This window comes from Pedococcus sp., assembly GCF_036554925.1.
Taxonomy (GTDB): domain Bacteria; phylum Actinomycetota; class Actinomycetes; order Actinomycetales; family Dermatophilaceae; genus Pedococcus_A.
On sequence record NZ_DATBMI010000104.1, the window covers coordinates 1 to 17,487 of the forward strand.

Here is a 17,487-nt window from a genome sequence, read left to right on the forward strand (position 1 = left end):
GAGGGCGGACGGGGCGCCACGCCGGTAGCCGCCGTCGGAGGTGATGACCACCTTGGCGTCGGCGTCGTCGATCCGGGTGTGCAGCGCCTCGGACGAGAAGCCGCCGAACACCACCGAGTGCGGGGCGCCGACCCGCGCGCACGCCAGCATCGCCACGATGGTCTCTGGGATCATCGGCATGTAGATCGCGACGCGGTCTCCCTGTGTCACGCCGAGCCCCTCGAGGGCGTTCGCGGCCCGCTGCACCTCCCGGTGCAGGTCGGCGTAGGTGATGGTGCGGGTGTCGCCGGGCTCGCCCTCGAAGTGGATGGCGACGCGGTCGCCGTTGCCGGCCTCGACGTGGCGGTCCAGGCAGTTGTAGGCCGCGTTGAGCTCGCCGCCCACGAACCACTTCGCGAAGGGGGCGCCGCTCCAGTCGAGCGTGGTGTCGAAGTCCTTGCTCCACGTGACGTACCTGCGGGCCTGCTCGGCCCAGAAGCCCTCGTGGTCGGCCTCGGCGGCGGCATACAGCTCTGCCGTGCCGTTCGCGGCGGCGGCGAACTCCTCGGTGGGCTCGAACGAGTGGTCCTGCTGCAGCACGGTCGACAGGGTCTCCTCGGACACGGGTTTCCTCCTGGGCGCGGCGTCGGCAGCCACGTCGTCGTGGCCGCGGTGGTCATCCCAGCCAACCGTGTCCGCGGCCCGCAGACAACTGCCGGGCGCCCGTGATCGACGGGTGGGCTGCTGGCGCGCCGAACGGCAGCCGGGTGCCGGGCCAGCGGCCGACGTCAGCGCCCGGGGGTCACCAGCGGTGCGCCACGTCGATGACGAGCCGGCTGGTGGACGCGTCCTGCAGCCTGAAGACCCGGAACGGCAGGCGGGCGCGCACGCCGAGGCCGAGCTGCGTGTAGCCCTCGAAGCTGCTGTCCCATCGGACCTGCCGGAACGTGGAGTAGCCGGCCACGTCGACGACCTCGGCAGGGTTCGTCGGCACGAAGCTCGCACTGCCCGTGGGGGTGTACGCCGGGGCCATCACCGTGACGGAGATCTTGGCGCCGCCGCGCAGCGGGATCGGGAGCCCCGAGGCCTGGCCGGTGAAGGTGTTGACGTACTTCACGGTGTAGCCGGGTGCCGTGCCCCTGAGGTCGACGACCAGCCGGTCGTAGCAGGCGTGTCGGCCCGTGCGCACGTTGGTGATGGGGCCGGGCAGCAGCGTGCCCGTGCTCTTGGCGAGCGAGCCCCAGTGAATGCCGCAGTACGGCGCTGCGGCGGCGGTGGAGGTCGAGGCGGCGAGCGGGATGGTGCCCGCCACCAGGGCCACGAGGAGCGGTCGGATGACCGCGGACTGGGTGGGTGTCATGGCGTCCTCCTTCGGACACCTCCCAGACGCCTCGGGCGCGTGCGTCGTTGACAGGCCCCGAAGGTCTCGTGCGGGTGTGCCGCGGGGCCAGGTGGTGCCTCACGGCACACCGCGGCGGTCGCGCGGCACACGGCACGGTGCCGTGCCCCTGCGCGGGGACACGGCACCGTGGTCTGTGCGGGCGCGGGCGGCCTAGTGCGAGACGGCCTTCTCCGCGCCGTGGCCGGTGAGGCTGCGGACCTCCATCTCCGCGTACTTCATCGGGCTCGACTCCTCGCGGCTGGTGACCGTGCCGAGCCAGCCGAGGAAGAAGGCGAGCGGGATCGAGATGATGCCCGGGTTGTCGAGCGGGAACCAGTGGAAGTCGACGTTCTGGAGCATCGACAGCGACTTGCCCGTGGCCGGGTCGACCGGCTTGCCGGAGACCACGGGGCTGAAGATGATCAGCGTCAGCGCCGAGACCAGACCGCCGTAGATGCTCCACAGGGCCCCGCGGGTGGTGAACCTCTTCCAGAACAGCGAGTAGAGGATCGTCGGCAGGTTCGCGCTCGCCGCGATGGCGAAGGCGAGGGCCACGAGGAAGGCGATGTTCTGGCCGTTGGCGAAGATGCCGCCGATGATCGCCAGGGCGCCGCCGACCGCCGCGGCGATGCGGGCGACCCGCACCTCCTGCTCCTGCGTGGCCGTGCCCCGCTTGATCACCGAGTTGTAGATGTCGTGGCTCAGGCTGGCGCTCGCCGTGATCGTCAGGCCGGCCACCACCGCGAGGATCGTCGCGAAGGCCACGGCGGAGATGAGGCCGAGCAGGATCTCGCCGCCGAGCTCGAAGGCCAGCAGCGGCGCGGCCGAGTTGGCCTTGCCGGGTGCCGCCTTGATCGCCTCCGGGCCCACCAGGGCTGCGGCGCCGTACCCGAGCACCAGGGTGAACAGGTAGAACAGGCCGATCAGCCAGATCGCCCAGACCACCGAGCGACGGGCCTCCTTCGACGAGGGCACGGTGTAGAAGCGCATCAGCACGTGCGGCAGGCCGGCGGTGCCGAGGACGAGGGCCAGCGACAGCGAGATGAAGTCGAGCTTGGTGATGTCCGACTTGCCGTACTGCAGGCCGGGGGACAGGACGTCCTTGCCGGACTCGGTCACCGCGGCACCGAGGAGGTTGCTGAGGTTGAAGCCGAACAGGCCGAGCACCCAGACCGTCATCAGCAGCGCGCCCGCGATCAGCAGGACGGCCTTGATGATCTGCACCCAGGTGGTGCCCTTCATGCCGCCGATGAGGACGTACGCCACCATGATCACGCCGACGATGGCGATGATGACGGATTGGCCGACACGGTCCTCGATGCCGAGCAGCAGAGAGACGAGACCGCCGGCGCCGGCCATCTGGGCCAGCAGGTAGAAGTACGAGACCGCGAGGGTGGAGATGGCTGCCGCCATGCGCACCGGCCGCTGCCGCAGCCGGAAGCTCAGCACGTCCGCCATGGTGAACTTGCCGGTGTTCCGCAGCAGCTCGGCCACGAGCAGCAGCGCCACGAGCCAGGCGACGAGGAAGCCGATCGAGTAGAGGAAGCCGTCGTAACCGTTGAGGGCGATCGCCCCGGCGATGCCGAGGAACGATGCGGCCGAGAGGTAGTCGCCCGCGATGGCGATGCCGTTCTGGCGGCCGGTGAACGCACGGCCGCCGGCGTAGAAGTCCGAGGCGCTGCGGTTGTTGCGCGAGGCCCGGATGACGATGGCCAGCGTCCCGAGGACGAACAGGCCGAAGATCGTGATGTTGAGGGTGGGGCTGCCGACGTCGGTGGCGGCTGGCAGGGCGATCGCGTTCACGAGTGGGCCTCCTCAACCACGTCGTGGAGGGCGTCGGCCCGCGGGTCGAACTCGCGGTCGGCCCAGCGGGCGTAGATCATCGTGATGACGAACGTGGAAGCGAACTGGCCGAGGCCGAGGATCAGTCCCACGTTGATGTTGCCGAACACCTTCTGCGACATGAACTCCGGCGCGAAGACGGCGAGCAGGACGTAGAGGAAGTACCACGCCAGGAAGAGCCCGGTCATGGGGAACACGAAGCGGCGGAACCGGCTTCGCAGGTCGGCGAACTCCTCGGACTGCTGCACGTCGAGGTAGGTGTCGCTGTGGGTGCGAGCGACGTTGCTCACGATGCACCTCCGTGACTTCTCGCGGGCGGCTCCCGCGGCTGCCGCCAGCGTGCCGTGCACGTATGCCGTGCAGTAGGCCCGGCGGGCCCGTGCGCGCCGACCGGGGGCGGGGCTCGGTGTGCGGCAGTTCACTCTGCGGCGAACGGTCCTCCTCGTGCGGCCAGCGGTCGGCGCCTTTGCCGGGGCCGAGAGGCGGTGTCGGCTCAGCGGTGGCCGGGCGCGCGGTCGAGCTCGAGGTCCTCGGGGGTGTGCAGCCGGACCATCGTCTTCGAGGTGTGCCTCGGGATGCGGCCCGGGGTCGCCAGGGAGACGAGGACCGTCACGGCGAAGGCGATCGGGATCGTCCAGGCGGCGGGCTGGGCCAGGAGGGCGCCGGGCCACCCTCCGAGGGGGCCGCCCACCATGGTGACGATGACGGCGGCAGCCGCCAGCGACCCTCCGGAGACCAGCCCTGCGGCCGCACCGACGGTGCTCAGGCCGCGCCACCACGCGCCGAGGACGAGGAGCGGGCAGAACGTCGAGGCGGCCACGGCGAACGCCAGCCCCACCGTGGTCGCGAGCCCGATCGGCTCGACGACCCGCGCCGCGGCATACGGCACCGCCATGGCGAGGACGGTGGCGACCCGGAAGCCCTGGACGACGGTGGCGTCCTCCCCGGTGATCCGGCGCAGCCGACCCCGCAGGAGGTCCTGGTCGATGACCCCGGCGACCGAGATCGTCAGCCCGGAGGCGGTCGACAGGAACGCGGCGAAGGCGCCCCCCGCGAGGGCAGCCGAGAGGAGCTGGCCCGCGGTGCCGGGCAGCACCGCAGTGGGCAGGGCGAGGACGATCGAGTCGGGCCGCACGCCCTCGGGCAGGGTCGGCAGGTAGACGCGCCCGAGGACGCCGTAGACCGGCGGGAAGAGGTAGAAGAGCCCGAGGAGGGCAACGACCGTGAGGGTGGTGCGGCGGGCGGCGCGGCCATCGGGGTTGGTGTAGAAGCGCACGAGCACGTGCGGCAGGCCCATGGTGCCGAGCACCAGCGCGAGGATCGTGCTGTAGGTCGCATAGGCAGGGTGGTCCTGGCCGCCGAAGCCGCTGAGCGGCTCCGCCCAGTGCGAGCCCGGGGTGGTGGCGACCTCGGGGGCGGGGGCACCGTCGCCCAGCCACACCGCCAGCAGGACGAACCCGGGCACGGCGATCGCGGTGAGCTTGAGCCAGTACTGCATGGCCTGGACCAGGGTGATCGAGCGCATCCCGCCGGCCGCCACATTGGCCACGACCACGATGACGACGACCAGGCTGCCCACCCACGACGGGGCACCGGTGACGAGCTGGAGGGCGATACCCGCACCCTGCAGCTGCGGCAGCAGGTAGAGCCAGCCGATCGCGACCACGAGCGCGGAGGAGAGGAGCCGGACGCGCTGGCTCTCCAGCCGCGCCTCGGCGAAGTCCGGGAGCGTGTAGGCGCCCGATCGACGCAGTGGAGCGGCCACCAGGACCAGCAGCACGACGTAGCCGACCGTGTAGCCGACCGGGAACCACAGCATGTCGAAGCCGCTGGTGTAGACCAGCCCGGCGATCCCGAGAAAGCTTGCGGCAGAGAGGTACTCGCCGCCGATGGCGCTGGCGTTGCGGATCGGGGTGACGGTGCGACCCGCGACGTAGAAGTCGCTGGTGGTGCGCGACAGGCGCAGCCCGAACGCCCCCACCACGAGGGTGGCGACGCACACCAGGATGATCGCGGTCAGCCCGAACGCCGTGCTCACGAGCCCGACACCACCTGGCTGAACTCCCCTTCGATCCGCTCGGACTGGCGGACGTAGTAGTGGGAGACGAGCAGGGCCACGGGGTAGACGAGGACGCCGAGCACGAACCAGGGGAACGGGATCCTGGCGATGTCGAGCGTGCGGGTCGCCGGCACGAGCAGGAAGAGCAGGGGCAGGCCGCCGAGACCCACCGCGCCGAACGCCAGGACCCGCAGGGCCAGGCGCAGCTGGGCGCTCATCAGGCCGGCCATGTACACCTCGCCGAGATCGGTCTGCTCGTCGAGGTCGCGCGTCAGCGGCTGCGGGTCACGGCGGGTCGTGGCATGCCGCCGCGAGCTCGTGACCCGGACCCGTGGCGGGCGCTCGGCTGGGTCGGGGTCGCGCCCGGCGCTCATGGCCCGGTGGCCGGGGGTGCGGGCCGGGGCGCCCGCAGCAGCCGGTCGCGCAGCTCGCGGGTGTGCCGCCTGCTCACCTGGAGCTCCGCGCCGTCGAGGACGACGGTGCAGCGACCGTGCTCCATCCGGACCTCCCGCACATGGGGCAGGGCCACGAGCGTGCTGCGGTGGATCCGGACGAATCCCGCGTCCGCCCAGCGCTCCTCGAGCGTCGTCAGCGGGATGCGGACGAGGTGGGACCCCTCGTCGGTGTGGAGTCGGGCGTAGTCGCCCTGGGCCTGCGCGTAGCGGATCTGGCTGCGGCTGATGAACCGCGTGACCCCGCCGAGCTCGACGGGGATCGTCTCGTCCTCGGGCTCCACGGCGCCGGCGGCCCGAGCGGGGTCCTCGCTGGCGATGCCCTCGACGACCCGGCGGACGGCCTCCGCCAGCCGGTCGGGCCGCACCGGCTTCATGACGTAGTCGGTGGCCTCCACCGCGAACGCGTCGACGGCGTGCTCGTCGTAGGCGGTGACGAAGACGACCTGGGGGCGCCGGGCGAAGCGGGCGATGATCCGGGCGAGGTCCATCCCGCCGAGGCCAGGCATGTTGATGTCGGAGAAGACGACGTCGACCTCGCCGGCCTCGAGCGCCTTGAGGGCATCGGCCCCGCTCCCGGCGGTGCGCACCTCGCCGATGCGGTCGTCCTGGCGCAGCAGCCAGCTGAGCTCCTCGAGGGCCGGCAGCTCGTCGTCGACGACCAGGGCGCGCAGGCCGGTCCGGCCCGCTCCCTCGCCGTCGGGGGAGCCGGGTCGGCGCTCCTGCGGCAGGCCCCGCCCAGCGCTCGCCATGGGGGTGAGCCTACGACGAGGCGTGGACTCCGGGCGCGTACTTGGGCACCCGGAAGCTGACGCGGGTGCCCGCCCCCGGCGCCGTCTCGACGACGAGGCCGCAGTCGTCGCCGTACACCTGCCGCAGCCGGGCGTCGACATTGCCGAGCCCGACGCTGTCGGCGCCGGACTGCCCGTCGAGCACGCGCCGGATCGCCTCGGGGTCGGAGCCGATGCCGTCGTCCTCCACGCTGATCTCGGCCTCGGCGCCCATGTCCGTGGCGAGGATGGTCACCTGCCCGCCGCCCTCCTTGGAGGCGATGCCGTGGCGCACGGCGTTCTCGACCAGTGGCTGGATGGCGAGGTAGGGGACCGTGACCGGCAGCACCTCTGGGGCGATGAGCAGCGAGATCCGGAGGCGTTCCCCGAAGCGGGCCTGCTCGAGGGCGAGGTAGCGCTCGACGTTGCGCAGCTCCTCCGCGAGGGTCGTGAAGGCGCCGCCACGCCGCAGCGCGTAGCGGGTGAAGTCGGCGAACTCCAACAGCAGCTCGCGGGCGCGCTCGGGGTCGGTGCGCACGAACGACGCGATCGCGGCGAGCGAGTTGTAGATGAAGTGGGGGCTGATCTGCGCCCGCAGCGCCCGCAGCTCGGCCTCCATGGTGCGGGTGCGCTCCCGGCCGAGCTCGGCGAGCTCGGCCTGCGTGGACACCCAGCGCGCCACCTCCTCGGTCGCCCTCGCCAGTCCCGCGGAGGCATGGGGCCCGTATGCCGCGACAGCAGCCACCACGCGCTCCTCGGTCACCACCGGGGCGATGACCGCCGTCCTGACGGGGCAGTCCGGGTCGCCACAGCCGACGGCGTCGTGGCCGAGCACGATGGTGCGACCGGTCGCGAGGACCTCGGCGGCGTCCTGGTGCGCATGCTGCCGGTGGTGGTCCGCGGCGCCGTCCCAGGCCAGGACGGACGTGTGGTCACAGACGGCGAGGGCCGCGGAGCCGAGCAGCGCGCGCAGGTGCTTGGCGGCGCGGGCGGTCCCCTCGGTGGTCAGGCCGTCCTGGAGGTGGCGGGCGGCGAGCGACGCGGTGTGCAGCGTCGCGTGGGTCGCCTGGTCGACGTCGGAGACGAACCCCCGCGCCCCACGCCTGCCCTGCCGCAGCAGCCGGACCAGCCCGAGCAGCAGGAGCAGCGCCCCCGCGACGACGATGGCGGTGGGGAGGTGGAAACTGCCCGACACACGCCGAACTCTAGGCTGCTGCCTGTGTCGGACGCCCTCTCCTCGCTGAACGCCCTCGCCGAGCTGCCCGGGGTGCCCGAGCAGACCGCGGCGGCCCGTGAGGCGTGCACCCGGCTCAGGTGGCACGAGGCCCTGCGCCGCCGCATCCCCGAGGCGGCCGCCGAGTCCCGGGTCCGCGGCGCCCGGGCGAGCGCCGCACTCGAGGGCGCGAACCTGCCCGTCGACGTGATCCGCGACCTCATGCGCGGGGCCAGGTCCTGGCCCGAGCGGCCGGACCCGGTGGAGCAGGTGGCGCAGGGCGTGGTGCAGGCCACCGCCGAGACGGAGCACGTCCAGTCGATGCTGCGTACCGCCCCGCTCCAGGCCCTCGCCCGGCTCCACGTCGCCGCGGCTGCCGGGCTCGTCGCGGAGGACCAGCTCGGTCGTCCGCGGCAGGAGGGGGAGGAGTGCCGCGAGCTCGTCGACCTCGGCCCCGCGCCCGGCCCCGAGGCGCTGACCGCGAGGCTGCGCGGCCTCGTCGACGTCCTCCTCGCCGGGGACCGCGCCCCGGCGGTGGTCGTCGGTGCGGTCGTGCACGCGGAGATCGCGCACGCCCGCCCCTTCGTCCGCGGCAACGGCGCCGTTGCCCGCGCCATGGAGCGGGCTGTCATCCAGGCCAGCGGCCTCGACCCCACCGGGGTCGTCGTCCCCGAGGTGGGGCACGGCAGGGGCGGCGGGCCGGCCTACCTCGGTGCGCTCGCGGCATACGGCACGGGCACCCGTGAGGGCGTCGCCCTCTGGCTGACGCACTGCTGTGAGGCAGTGGTCGCGGGGGCTGCCGAGGGGCAGGACATCTGCGACGCGGTGCGCGCCGGCCGGCTGAGCTGACTACCGCGGCTGTCGGCACGGATGTCTCGTGACGCGGCGGTGGCGGTGAAAGTCAAGCCTTATGTTTCGCCGGCGGCTGGGGTAGGAAGGTGTCGAGTCGACTGACGAGAGTCCGACGACCACCGTGAGCCAGCCGGGCACCCACGCGCGGGCAGTCCACTGATGGACCGATCGTGGCGGGCTTGTCCCGATGCGACATATGAATGTGCACGCCTGGTAACCCGGGTCGACTCACGGTCGATGGCACCCCGTCCGCGGGGTGCCATCTCTCGTCTCCGGGTCGGGTGGCCCGGTGCGCGGCGTCGGTGCACGCATTTGTCCGTTTTGGAGGGTGTTGACGGGTGTCCGTGCTCGCGGCCGCCGGACAAATCTGCGGAAACTCGGCTCACGGAGTTGCGATCGAAGGGTTGAGGGGCCACCATTGCAGTGCTCGCTCCCCCTTGGGGTCGAGCGAGCCGGCGCACCAGCTCCTCCCCCCCGGAGCTCGGCGCGTCGACGGCCCCGGTTGTCCCCCCGACCGGGGCCGTCCCCTTTTCTCCGCTCCTGGCTCCGACGGGCGTCGTGGCCAGCTGTGCGAACCCCCGCCCCGACTCCGGACTCGTGCCCGGCCGGCGTCTCCACAGCCACTCACCGGGCGTCCCACCGTCCACAGCACCCGACCTGCTCCTCGCGCGCAGCGGAGGCCACCGACAACGGTGGGGTCATGCCAGACCAGCCATCACCTGTCGTCGTCGGCGTCCTCGGCAGCTCCGGGGGGCTCGGTGCCTCCACGCTGACCGTTGCGCTGGCGCTGGTCGCGGCGCGCCGAGGTGCCTCGGCAGTCGCGGTCGACGCCGACCTGGCCGGGGGCGGCCTCGACGTGACCGCCTGTGCCGAGCATCTGCCGGGGCTCAGGTGGGGCGACCTCGTCCAGGCCCGTGGCGTCATCGACGGCCAAGCCCTCCTGGCTGAGCTTCCCGCGGTGGCAGGCGCCCGCGTCCTGGCTGTCGGGCCCCCGGGAGCCGGGCCGCCCGACCCCTCCCTGGTGTCCGGTGTGCTCGCGTCCCTGCGGGCCGAGGCCGACCTCGTGGTCGTGGACCTCCCGCCCCACAGTGCGACCGAGCAGTCCCTGCCGCTGTGCGACGCAGTCGTGGTGCTCGCCGGGGTCAGGGCCCGCCACCTCGCCGACACCACGGCAGTGGTCACGCGGGCCATGCGCCACTGCGCCGACCTCTGGCTGGTGGTGCGCGCCGGTGGGCGGTCGTCCGAGCTGTCCGACGTCCTCGCGGCCCACCTCGACCTGCCGCTGGTCGGCAACTGGCCCGAGGACCATCGCGTCTGCGCCGACGCAGAGAGGGGCCGGCCGCCCGGCGAGCAGCCTCGCTCCCGCCTGTCCCTGCTGTGCGAGCGGCTGCTGCTCGACCTCGCCTGGCACGTCAGCGCGACGGAGGGCCAGACCGCGGGTGCGCCCGGACGCCGCCGTGTCGTCGCCCCATGAGGATCGACGCGGGCATCCGCGACCGCATCCTGCGCGGTCAGCCTCCCGACGCGGCAGGTCTCGGCGAGCTCGTGCAGGGCGAGGCCGCGCGGCTCGGTCAGGCGGGGGTCGACCAGGTCAGGTCCGAGCTCGCCGCTGACCTGCTGGGCGCCGGGCCCCTCGAGCCCTTCCTCGCCGACGCCGAGGTGACCGACATCCTCGTCAACGGCGACGGCTCGGTGTGGGTCGACCGGGGCCGAGGCCTCGAGCAGGTCGCTGTCACGGGCCTCGGCTCGGAGTCGACCCGCCGGCTTGCGGTACGACTCGCGGGGCAGGCCGGGCGCCGGCTCGACGAGAGCCAGCCCTGGGTCGATGGCCTGCTGTCGGGCGGGGTGCGGCTGCACGCAGTGCTCCCCCCGCTCGTCGACCAGGGCGCCCACGTCAGCCTCCGGGTCCCGCGGCAGGCCGGCTCGCGGCTCGCCGGTCTGCAGGCGACCGGCATGTTCTCCGCCGAGACCGGCCTGCTGCTGCGGCGCCTCGTGGAGCGACGGGTCTCCCTCCTGGTCACCGGCGGCACCGGCACCGGCAAGACCACGCTTCTCGGCGGCCTGCTCGCCGAGGTGCCGGCCCACGAGCGGGTCGTCCTGGTGGAGGACGTCCGCGAGCTCGCGGTGGACCACCCGCACGTCGTGCGACTGCAGGGTCGGGCCGCCAACGTCGAGGGGCGTGGGGAGGTCACGCTCGTCGACCTGGTCCGCCAGGCCCTGCGCATGCGACCGGACCGGCTGGTCGTGGGCGAGGTCCGGGGAGCGGAGGTCCGGGAGCTGCTGGCCGCCCTGAACACGGGCCACGAGGGCGGCTGCGGCACGGTCCACGCCAACAGCCCCGAGGACGTCGTGGCGCGCTTCGAGGCGCTCGGCGCCCTCGCCGGTCTCTCGCGGGCGGCGGTCCACGCCCAGTTCGCCAGCGCCGTGCAGGCGGTGGTGCACGTGCGGCGGGCGCCATCGGGCCGCACCGTCGAGTCGGTGTCCGTGCTGGACCGTCGTGACGGGGTGCTGTCGGTGGCGCCCGCTCTCCGCTGCGCCAGGGGGGAGCGCGGCCCGGGCTGGCCCAGCCTGGCGGCGCTGCTCGGCGAGGAGCCGTGACCTCCGCAGCGCTGGTGCCCGCCCTGCTGGCCGCGGCCGCGGTGGTGCTCTGGCCCGGGGTGCGTCGTGCTGGAGCCGTCCTCGTCCTGGGCTCCCGCGGCCGTGGCTCAGCGGTCGGGCCCGCTGAGCCACGGATCCGTGACCGGGTCCGCCGGCGTGGGCGTTCCGATCCCGCAGCCGCAGACGAGGACCTCGCGACCCTGCTCGAGGTGCTGGTCCCGCCGCTCCTGGCCGGTGTGGCCACCGCCGAGGCCGTGCGGATCGGCGCTGGTGCTCTGCGCGGCCGGGCAGGGGTGGCCGGCCTCGCCGACGACCTGGCCACCGCCGCCGCTCGGGGAGTCCCCTTGGGAACGGTCTGGCAGTCTGCCCGCAGCTCGCTCGCCGTCGAGGCCACGGCGGGCGGGTCGGCACAGAGCTTCGTGGCGCAGGCGTGGCTGCTGAGTGAGCGGACCGGCGTTCCGCTGGCGGTGGCCCTCGCCGCGGCCGCCCGTGCCCTGCGAACCCGCCAGGCCGCGGCCCGGGCGCTGGCCGCCGCGACGGCCGGGGCGAAGGCGTCGATGACGCTGCTCGCCCTGATGCCGGCCTGCGGGCCGGTGGTCGGCCTCCTCTTCGGCTTCACCCCCGCCGACCTGTATGCCGCGAGCCCCGCCGCCACGGCGGCGCTGGCCGTGGGCGTCCTGCTCGGCGTGGCGGGCTGGGCGTGGAGCCGGGCCATCCTGCGCCGCGCGGTCCGGCACGAGACCGCGTCGTGACCGCGCTGGCACTGGCCGTCGCAGCGGCCGCGGCCGTGCTGCTGTGGCCGGCGCGCGCTGACGTCCGTGCGCCTGTGGCGACGGCCGGCGGGAGCCGCGGTCGGGGTGCCGGGCACGCGCACAGGGCGTCGGCCGACGGTGGGGCCGCAACCGCCTATGCCATCGCCGACGCCATGCTGCTCCTCTCGCTGGCGCTGCGCTCCGGCATGGGCCAGCGGGAGGCCCTCGCGGAGGTCGCGCGCGGCAGTGAGGGCGGCGTGGCCGCCCACCTGCAGTCCGTGGCTGCGGCCCTGGGCTGGGGCTTCTCCCCCGAGGAGGCCTGGGGCTTCGCGCCGTCGGCGTGGCAGCCGGCGGCGTCGGCGTGGCAGGTGGCTGAGGCGACGGGCGCCGGCCCGGCGCAGCTGGTCGAGGACGCCTCGTGGCGCGTCAGGGAGCGTGAGGACCGCCGTCTCGAGGCGGCCGGAGCGCGAGCCGGTGTCCGGCTGGTCCTGCCGCTCGGCCTCGCGTTTCTTCCGGCCTTCGCCTGCACCACGGTGATCCCGGTCGTGCTGGCGCTCGGTCAACGGGTTCTCGGGACCTGATGTGTCCACGGCGCCCGCTCCCGATGCCACATCATCCACAGGCGTGCTCGCGACCGTGGCCGGCTCCGCCGATCGGACGTGGACTGGGTGCAGCGGCGGGGAAGGCCCGCCACCAGAGGAGGTGGCCGAATGTGTCAGCGAATGCAGATGAGGATCCGAGCCCTGAGGTGCACGGAGGCGGGGATGTCGACGGCCGAGTACGCCGTCGGGACGCTCGCGGCCGTGGCCTTCGCCGCGGTGCTCATGGTCGTGGTGAAGTCGGGGCCGGTGAAGTCTGCACTGGCCAGCGTGATCACCACGGCCCTGGGCATCGGCGGGTAGGCGAGCCCGGCATGGCGACGGCCGAGCTGGCCGTCGCCATGCCGGCGGTGCTGCTGGTCCTGGCGCTCGCGCTGTCCGCGCTGACCGCTGCGGTCGACCAGATCCGCTGCGTCGATGCGGCCCGGGTGGCCGTCCGGCTGATGGCCCGGGGCGAGGGGGAGGGGGCGGCCCTGGCCGCGGGCCGTGCCGTCGCGCCGAAGCAGGCGGTGCTGACGGTCGAGACCGGTCCGACCGAGGTGCGCGTCAGCGTGACGGCTCCGGCTCCCTGGGCGCTTCGATGGCTCGGGGCGGACGGCCGGCCGTCCGGCAGTGCCGTCGCCGCCCGGGAGGACACCTGGCCCGAGGCGGTGCCATGAGGTCCGCTGCGCTGGGAGCCCCGGCAGAGCGGGGGTCCGCGACCGTTCTCGCCCTGGGGCTGGTGGGTGCGGTGGTCGTCCTGCTCGCAGGTGGGACTGCCCTCGGGGGAGCGGTCCGCGCCGCGCACCAGGCCCAGGCCGCGGCTGACCTGGCCTCGCTCGCGGCAGCGGTGGCGCTGCAGCAGGGCGCGGGGCCCGACGCTGCCTGCCGGCGGGCCGCCGGGAGCGCCCACACCAACGGGGCCGTCCTGCGCGCGTGCTCCCCCGCCGCGGACGACAGCGTCACCGTGCGCGTGTCCGTGGAGCCGCCCGATCCCGTGGGCGTTCTCCCAGGGCAGGCCACTGCCTCCGCCCGTGCCGGAGCCCGGCCCTGAGCACGGGCGCCGGGTCCCGGGCGGGATGCAGGGCTCGGGCGGGATGGCTCAGGCGGGATGCAGGGCTCAGGCGGGATGCAGGGCTCGGGGGGAGCGCGGAGGCTCAGCCGGCCCGGCCGTCCCGACCGTCCGCGGGGTCGCGCCCCATGAGGCGGTCGGCGACGGTGGGGCGGGTGGTCTCGCCCTCGGCGGTGCTGTCCGTGCGGGCGTCGGCGGCATGCCGTCCCGGCTCCTGGGGCTCGTCCTCCGCGGGCTCCATCACCGCGGTGTCGCCTCCTGCGGCGCCCGGCTCACGGTGGTGGTGACCCTCGGTCCCCGCTGCCGCCGCCCCCGCACCCGGTGCGGGGGTCTGCTGCCAGCGCTCGTCGGCAGCACGACGCTCGTCGGCCTCCTGCCGCATGCGCTCCTCGGCCTCCACTCGGGCGCGCTCCTCGGCCTCTCGCCGGATCTCCTCCTCGCGGCGGGCAGCATCGGCCCGTCGGGACTCCTCCTCGCGGCGGGCCTCCGCCTCGAGCTCGGCCTGTCGCTCGGCCTCCTTGGCCTCCTTGCGCCTGCGGGTCTTGCGGCGGATGCTGCCGCGCACCATCGCCAGTCCGAGCCACAGCACGAACAGCGCGGCGGCGCCGGCGATGACCAGGCCCAGCGGGACCACGCTGACCTGGAAGCCGCCGGCCGCCAGCTCGACGGGCTCGGTGAGCGACTGCGTGGCGAGCACCAGCACGATGCCGGCCGCCACCGCCACGACGATCAGAATCAGTCCGAGCAGGATCACGCTTACCTCCGTCGTCTCGCGGGCGCGGGTGCGCCCAGCGGCGCCTCGACCCTAGCCCCGCCCGCCCGTGCGCGCCCCCTCAGAGCGCTCCGTGTCCGCCGCGCCGAGGACCAGCGACAACAGGGCGACCGCGCCGTTCTTGTCCAGCGGGTCGTTGCCGTTGCCGCACTTGGGCGACTGCACGCACGCTGGGCACCCGCGTTCGCAGCCGCAGGAGGCGATGGCCGCCCGGGTGGCCGCCAGCCACTCACCGAACGCGTCGAAGGCGTGCTCTGCGAAGCCCGCGCCCCCCGGGTGACCGTCATAGATGAGGATCGTCGGCAGGCCGGTGTCGGGGTGCTCAGCGGTGGACACCCCGCCGATGTCCCAGCGGTCCGAGGTCGCCACCAACGGCAGCATCCCGATGGCCGCGTGCTCGGCCGCGTGGGCGGCGCCGGGGATGGCCGCCTCGGCGATGCCCGCGCCGGCCAGCGACTCCACCGGCATCGTCCACCAGACGGCTTTCGTCGCGAGGGTCCGCCTCGGGAGCTCGAGCGGGTGGGTCCCGATGATCTCGCCGCTGGGCAGCCGGCGCAGGAACGACGTCACCTGCGTGTGGACCCTGACCGAGCCGAAACACACCCGCACGGGCCCCCGGTCGAAGGAGCGCTCGGTGCCGACGATGTCGAACGCGCTGACCGACTGGGCGTACGTGCTCCACCCCGGGTCGCCGCGCACCACACTCGCGGTGCCGCCGTCGAGGTCGAGCTCGGTCACCACGTAGGTCTCGCCCTGGTGCACGTGCACCGCCCCCGTGTGGACCTGGGCATGCGCCGACGCCTCGTCGATGGTGCCGAGGATCCGACCGGTCCGGCGCTCGACGATCCCGACCACCTCACCCGCCCCGCGCAGCGACACGTGGTCGGCGGCACGGTCCGCCCGAGCCCAGAACCACCCCTTCGGGCGCCGCCTCAGGATGCCCTTGGCGGTGAGCGCGTCGACCAGGCCACCGGCCCGCGGCCCGAACGCCGGCAGGTCGGCCTCGGTCAGCGGCAGCTCGGCAGCCGCCGCGGCCAGGTGCGGGGCCAGCACGTGCGGGTTGTCCGGGTCCAGGACGGTCGCCTCCACCGACTGCCCGAACAGCGCGTCGGGGTGGTGCACCAGGTACGTGTCCAGAGGGTCGTCGGCGGCCACGAACACCGCGAGCGAGCGGGATCCGGACCTGCCGGCACGGCCCGCCTGCTGCCACAGCGAGGCGCGGGTGCCCGGCCAGCCAGCCAGCAGCACCGCGTCGAGTCCGCTGATGTCGATGCCCAGCTCGAGGGCGGTGGTCGCGGCGAGCCCGACGAGGTCCCCGTCCCGCAGCGAGCGCTCCAGCTCCCGGCGCTCCTCGGGCAGGTAACCGCCCCGGTATGCCGCGACCGCGCCTTCCAGCCGCGGGTGCGCGTCGGCGAGGAGTCGTCGGGCGCTGGCGGCCAGGGCCTCGACCCCCGCCCGGGACCGTGCGAACGCCACGGTCTGCACCCCTCCGGCCACGAGGTCCGCGAGCAGGTCGGCGGCCTCGCTGGTGGCGCTGCGGCGTGCCGGAGTCTCACCCGAGGTGTCGACGTCGGAGCTCGCCGCGACGCCGGAGCCGGGCAGGTCGCCGGGCTCCCAGAGCCCGAAGGTCATCGCCTCGCGCGGAGACCCGTCCCGCTCCACCGCCCGTACCGGCAGGCCGACCAGGCGGCTGGCATGCTGCGCCGGGTCGCGCACCGTGGCCGAGGCCAGGACGAACGTCGGCTCCGCGCCGTAGCGGGCGGCCACCCGGCGCAGCCGGCGCAGCAGCGCGGCGACGTGCGAGCCGAAGACGCCGCGGTAGACGTGGCACTCGTCGACCACGACGTAGCGCAGCCCCCGCAGGAAGGGCGCCCACCGCTGGTGCTGGGGCAGGAGCGAGTGGTGCACCAGGTCGGGGTTGGTGAGGACGAGCTGGGCATGGTCGCGGATCCAGCGACGCTCCTCCTGCGGGGTGTCGCCGTCGTAGGTCGCCGACCGGAGTCCCGGGATGGCGAGGGCTCCCAGGCGGGCGACCTGGTCCGCGGCCAGCGCCTTCGTCGGCGAGAGGTAGAGCGCTGTGGCCCCCCTCCCGCTGGGCGCGTCGGCCCCCTCGACCAGTGCGCTGAGCACGGGCACGAGGTATCCCAGGCTCTTGCCCGAGGCCGTGCCTGTCGCCATCACGACGTGGGAACCGGCGTGGGCGAGGTCCGCAGCCTCGCGCTGGTGGCTCCACAGCTCACCGACCCCGGCGCCGGCGAACGCGGCATACACGGAGGGGTGGACCCACTCCGGCCAGGCCGCCGTCGAGGCGGCGCGCGCCGCGACCTCGTGCACGTGCAGGAGCCGGTCGCCCCGGCTGCCGGCAGCGAGACGGGCCAGGGCCTGCTCGGGGTCGAACCCGCCCTGCCGGCTCTGGGGTGCACCGGTGGTAGACATTGCCGATACGGTAATCCGCGACAGTCCGGCCGCCGTCCTGCCCTGTGCGGCGGCACGAAAGATGAAGGGGAGCTCTGTGGACCTCTCGGTCTCCACCAGCGACCACGGCGCGCTGACCATCGTGCACGTCGGCGGTGAGATCGACGTCTACACCGCGCCGCTCCTGCGTGAGGCGCTCGACAAGCAGGTCGCCGCCGGCCGCACCGACCTCGTGGTCGACCTCGAGGACGTCACCTTCATGGACTCCACCGGCCTCGGCGTCCTCGTCGGCCGGCTCAAGCTCGTGCGCGGCCAGAACGGCTCGTTGCGCATCGTGAGCAGCCAGGACCGCATTCTCAAGGTCTTCAAGATCACCGGCCTCGACAAGGTCTTCCACATCTACCACTCCGTCGAGGCGGCCTCCCGCCGCGACGCGGAGGCCTGAGCAGACCCCTCCGCGACCGCCAAGGGTCTTCCGGCCCGGGTGTCCCGTCACTACTGTGACGCAGGATCAGCACTGTGACTGCTCTCACAGCGCCCACACGCGCGTGTGATCTGCATTACTGTCACCTGCACCGTCTCTGTGCCGCTGCGGTGGTGCGCCCGAGGGGCGGGACCGCCACATCAAGGAGGATGGAATGTCGGGCCTCGCGTCCGCCGCAGCGGCAGATCTGTCGCTGACAGGCACCAACTTCACCCTGGTCGTCGTGGTCGCGGCGATCGCGGCGATCGCCCTGGTCATGGGGGCCTTC

19 protein-coding genes are annotated in these 17,487 nt (G+C 73.9%); 9 read left to right on the forward strand and 10 right to left on the reverse strand.

Annotated features, from left to right (window positions below):
• The 8 genes from VIB11_RS08700 to VIB11_RS08735 all read right to left on the reverse strand — a co-directional run.
• Window positions 1-603: AMP-binding protein (locus VIB11_RS08700; RefSeq protein ID WP_332030331.1), on the reverse strand; the 603-nt coding region annotated here is incomplete at its 3' end.
• Between the two features lie 178 nt (window positions 604-781).
• On the reverse strand, window positions 782-1,339 hold the full coding sequence (locus tag VIB11_RS08705; RefSeq protein ID WP_332030333.1) for an AMIN-like domain-containing (lipo)protein: 558 nt from the start codon (window positions 1,337-1,339) through the stop codon (window positions 782-784).
• Window positions 1,340-1,531: 192 nt separating this feature from the next.
• Window positions 1,532-3,163, reverse strand: a complete 1,632-nt coding sequence (locus VIB11_RS08710) for a cation acetate symporter (RefSeq protein ID WP_332030335.1) — start codon at window positions 3,161-3,163, stop codon at window positions 1,532-1,534.
• Window positions 3,160-3,492, reverse strand: a complete 333-nt coding sequence (locus VIB11_RS08715) for a DUF485 domain-containing protein (protein ID WP_332030337.1) — start codon at window positions 3,490-3,492, stop codon at window positions 3,160-3,162. The genes VIB11_RS08710 and VIB11_RS08715 overlap by 4 nt, the downstream gene beginning before the upstream one ends.
• A gap of 203 nt (window positions 3,493-3,695) precedes the next feature.
• A complete protein-coding gene (locus tag VIB11_RS08720) occupies window positions 3,696-5,240 on the reverse strand; it encodes a cation acetate symporter (RefSeq protein WP_332030339.1) in 1,545 nt (514 codons plus the stop codon).
• Entirely contained in the window at window positions 5,237-5,635 is a 399-nt protein-coding gene (locus VIB11_RS08725; protein ID WP_332030341.1) for a hypothetical protein, read from the reverse strand. Before VIB11_RS08725 ends, VIB11_RS08720 begins: the two co-directional genes overlap by 4 nt.
• Window positions 5,632-6,465: a LytTR family DNA-binding domain-containing protein gene (locus VIB11_RS08730; protein ID WP_332030343.1), complete on the reverse strand. Its 834-nt coding sequence runs from the start codon at window positions 6,463-6,465 to the stop codon at window positions 5,632-5,634. Before VIB11_RS08730 ends, VIB11_RS08725 begins: the two co-directional genes overlap by 4 nt.
• A gap of 10 nt (window positions 6,466-6,475) precedes the next feature.
• Entirely contained in the window at window positions 6,476-7,678 is a 1,203-nt protein-coding gene (locus VIB11_RS08735; protein ID WP_332030345.1) for a sensor histidine kinase, read from the reverse strand.
• A 24-nt stretch (window positions 7,679-7,702) separates the two neighbouring features.
• Here VIB11_RS08735 and VIB11_RS08740 point away from each other — a divergent pair, with 24 nt between their 5' ends.
• From VIB11_RS08740 to VIB11_RS08775, 8 genes are all read left to right on the forward strand, one after another.
• On the forward strand, window positions 7,703-8,545 hold the full coding sequence (locus tag VIB11_RS08740) for a hypothetical protein (RefSeq protein ID WP_332030347.1): 843 nt from the start codon (window positions 7,703-7,705) through the stop codon (window positions 8,543-8,545).
• 703 nt (window positions 8,546-9,248) lie between these two features.
• Complete coding sequence (locus VIB11_RS08745) at window positions 9,249-10,022, forward strand: hypothetical protein (RefSeq protein ID WP_332030349.1); 774 nt, start codon at window positions 9,249-9,251, stop codon at window positions 10,020-10,022.
• A complete protein-coding gene (locus VIB11_RS08750) occupies window positions 10,019-11,146 on the forward strand; it encodes a TadA family conjugal transfer-associated ATPase (protein ID WP_332030351.1) in 1,128 nt (375 codons plus the stop codon). Before VIB11_RS08745 ends, VIB11_RS08750 begins: the two co-directional genes overlap by 4 nt.
• Window positions 11,143-11,898: a hypothetical protein gene (locus VIB11_RS08755; RefSeq protein WP_332030353.1), complete on the forward strand. Its 756-nt coding sequence runs from the start codon at window positions 11,143-11,145 to the stop codon at window positions 11,896-11,898. The genes VIB11_RS08750 and VIB11_RS08755 overlap by 4 nt, the downstream gene beginning before the upstream one ends.
• On the forward strand, window positions 11,895-12,479 hold the full coding sequence (locus tag VIB11_RS08760) for a type II secretion system F family protein (RefSeq protein ID WP_332030355.1): 585 nt from the start codon (window positions 11,895-11,897) through the stop codon (window positions 12,477-12,479). Before VIB11_RS08755 ends, VIB11_RS08760 begins: the two co-directional genes overlap by 4 nt.
• Before the next feature lie 147 nt (window positions 12,480-12,626).
• A complete protein-coding gene (locus tag VIB11_RS08765) occupies window positions 12,627-12,800 on the forward strand; it encodes a DUF4244 domain-containing protein (RefSeq protein WP_332030357.1) in 174 nt (57 codons plus the stop codon).
• An 11-nt stretch (window positions 12,801-12,811) separates the two neighbouring features.
• The gene (locus VIB11_RS08770; RefSeq protein WP_332030359.1) at window positions 12,812-13,156 is read left to right on the forward strand and encodes a TadE family type IV pilus minor pilin; all 345 of its coding nucleotides are present in this window, start codon (window positions 12,812-12,814) and stop codon (window positions 13,154-13,156) included.
• Complete coding sequence (locus VIB11_RS08775) at window positions 13,153-13,530, forward strand: Rv3654c family TadE-like protein (RefSeq protein WP_332030361.1); 378 nt, start codon at window positions 13,153-13,155, stop codon at window positions 13,528-13,530. Before VIB11_RS08770 ends, VIB11_RS08775 begins: the two co-directional genes overlap by 4 nt.
• A gap of 103 nt (window positions 13,531-13,633) precedes the next feature.
• On the opposite strand, the gene VIB11_RS08780 is transcribed toward VIB11_RS08775, so the two are convergent.
• Together VIB11_RS08780 and VIB11_RS08785 are read right to left on the reverse strand one after the other, a co-directional pair.
• Window positions 13,634-14,302: a LapA family protein gene (locus VIB11_RS08780; protein ID WP_332030363.1), complete on the reverse strand. Its 669-nt coding sequence runs from the start codon at window positions 14,300-14,302 to the stop codon at window positions 13,634-13,636.
• Window positions 14,303-14,353: 51 nt separating this feature from the next.
• Window positions 14,354-16,756, reverse strand: coding sequence for a DEAD/DEAH box helicase (locus tag VIB11_RS08785; RefSeq protein ID WP_332030365.1), 2,403 nt, complete (start codon window positions 16,754-16,756; stop codon window positions 14,354-14,356).
• A gap of 76 nt (window positions 16,757-16,832) precedes the next feature.
• Here VIB11_RS08785 and VIB11_RS08790 point away from each other — a divergent pair, with 76 nt between their 5' ends.
• Window positions 16,833-17,180, forward strand: coding sequence for an anti-sigma factor antagonist (locus VIB11_RS08790; protein ID WP_332030367.1), 348 nt, complete (start codon window positions 16,833-16,835; stop codon window positions 17,178-17,180).
• The last annotated feature ends 307 nt before the right edge of the window (window positions 17,181-17,487 follow it).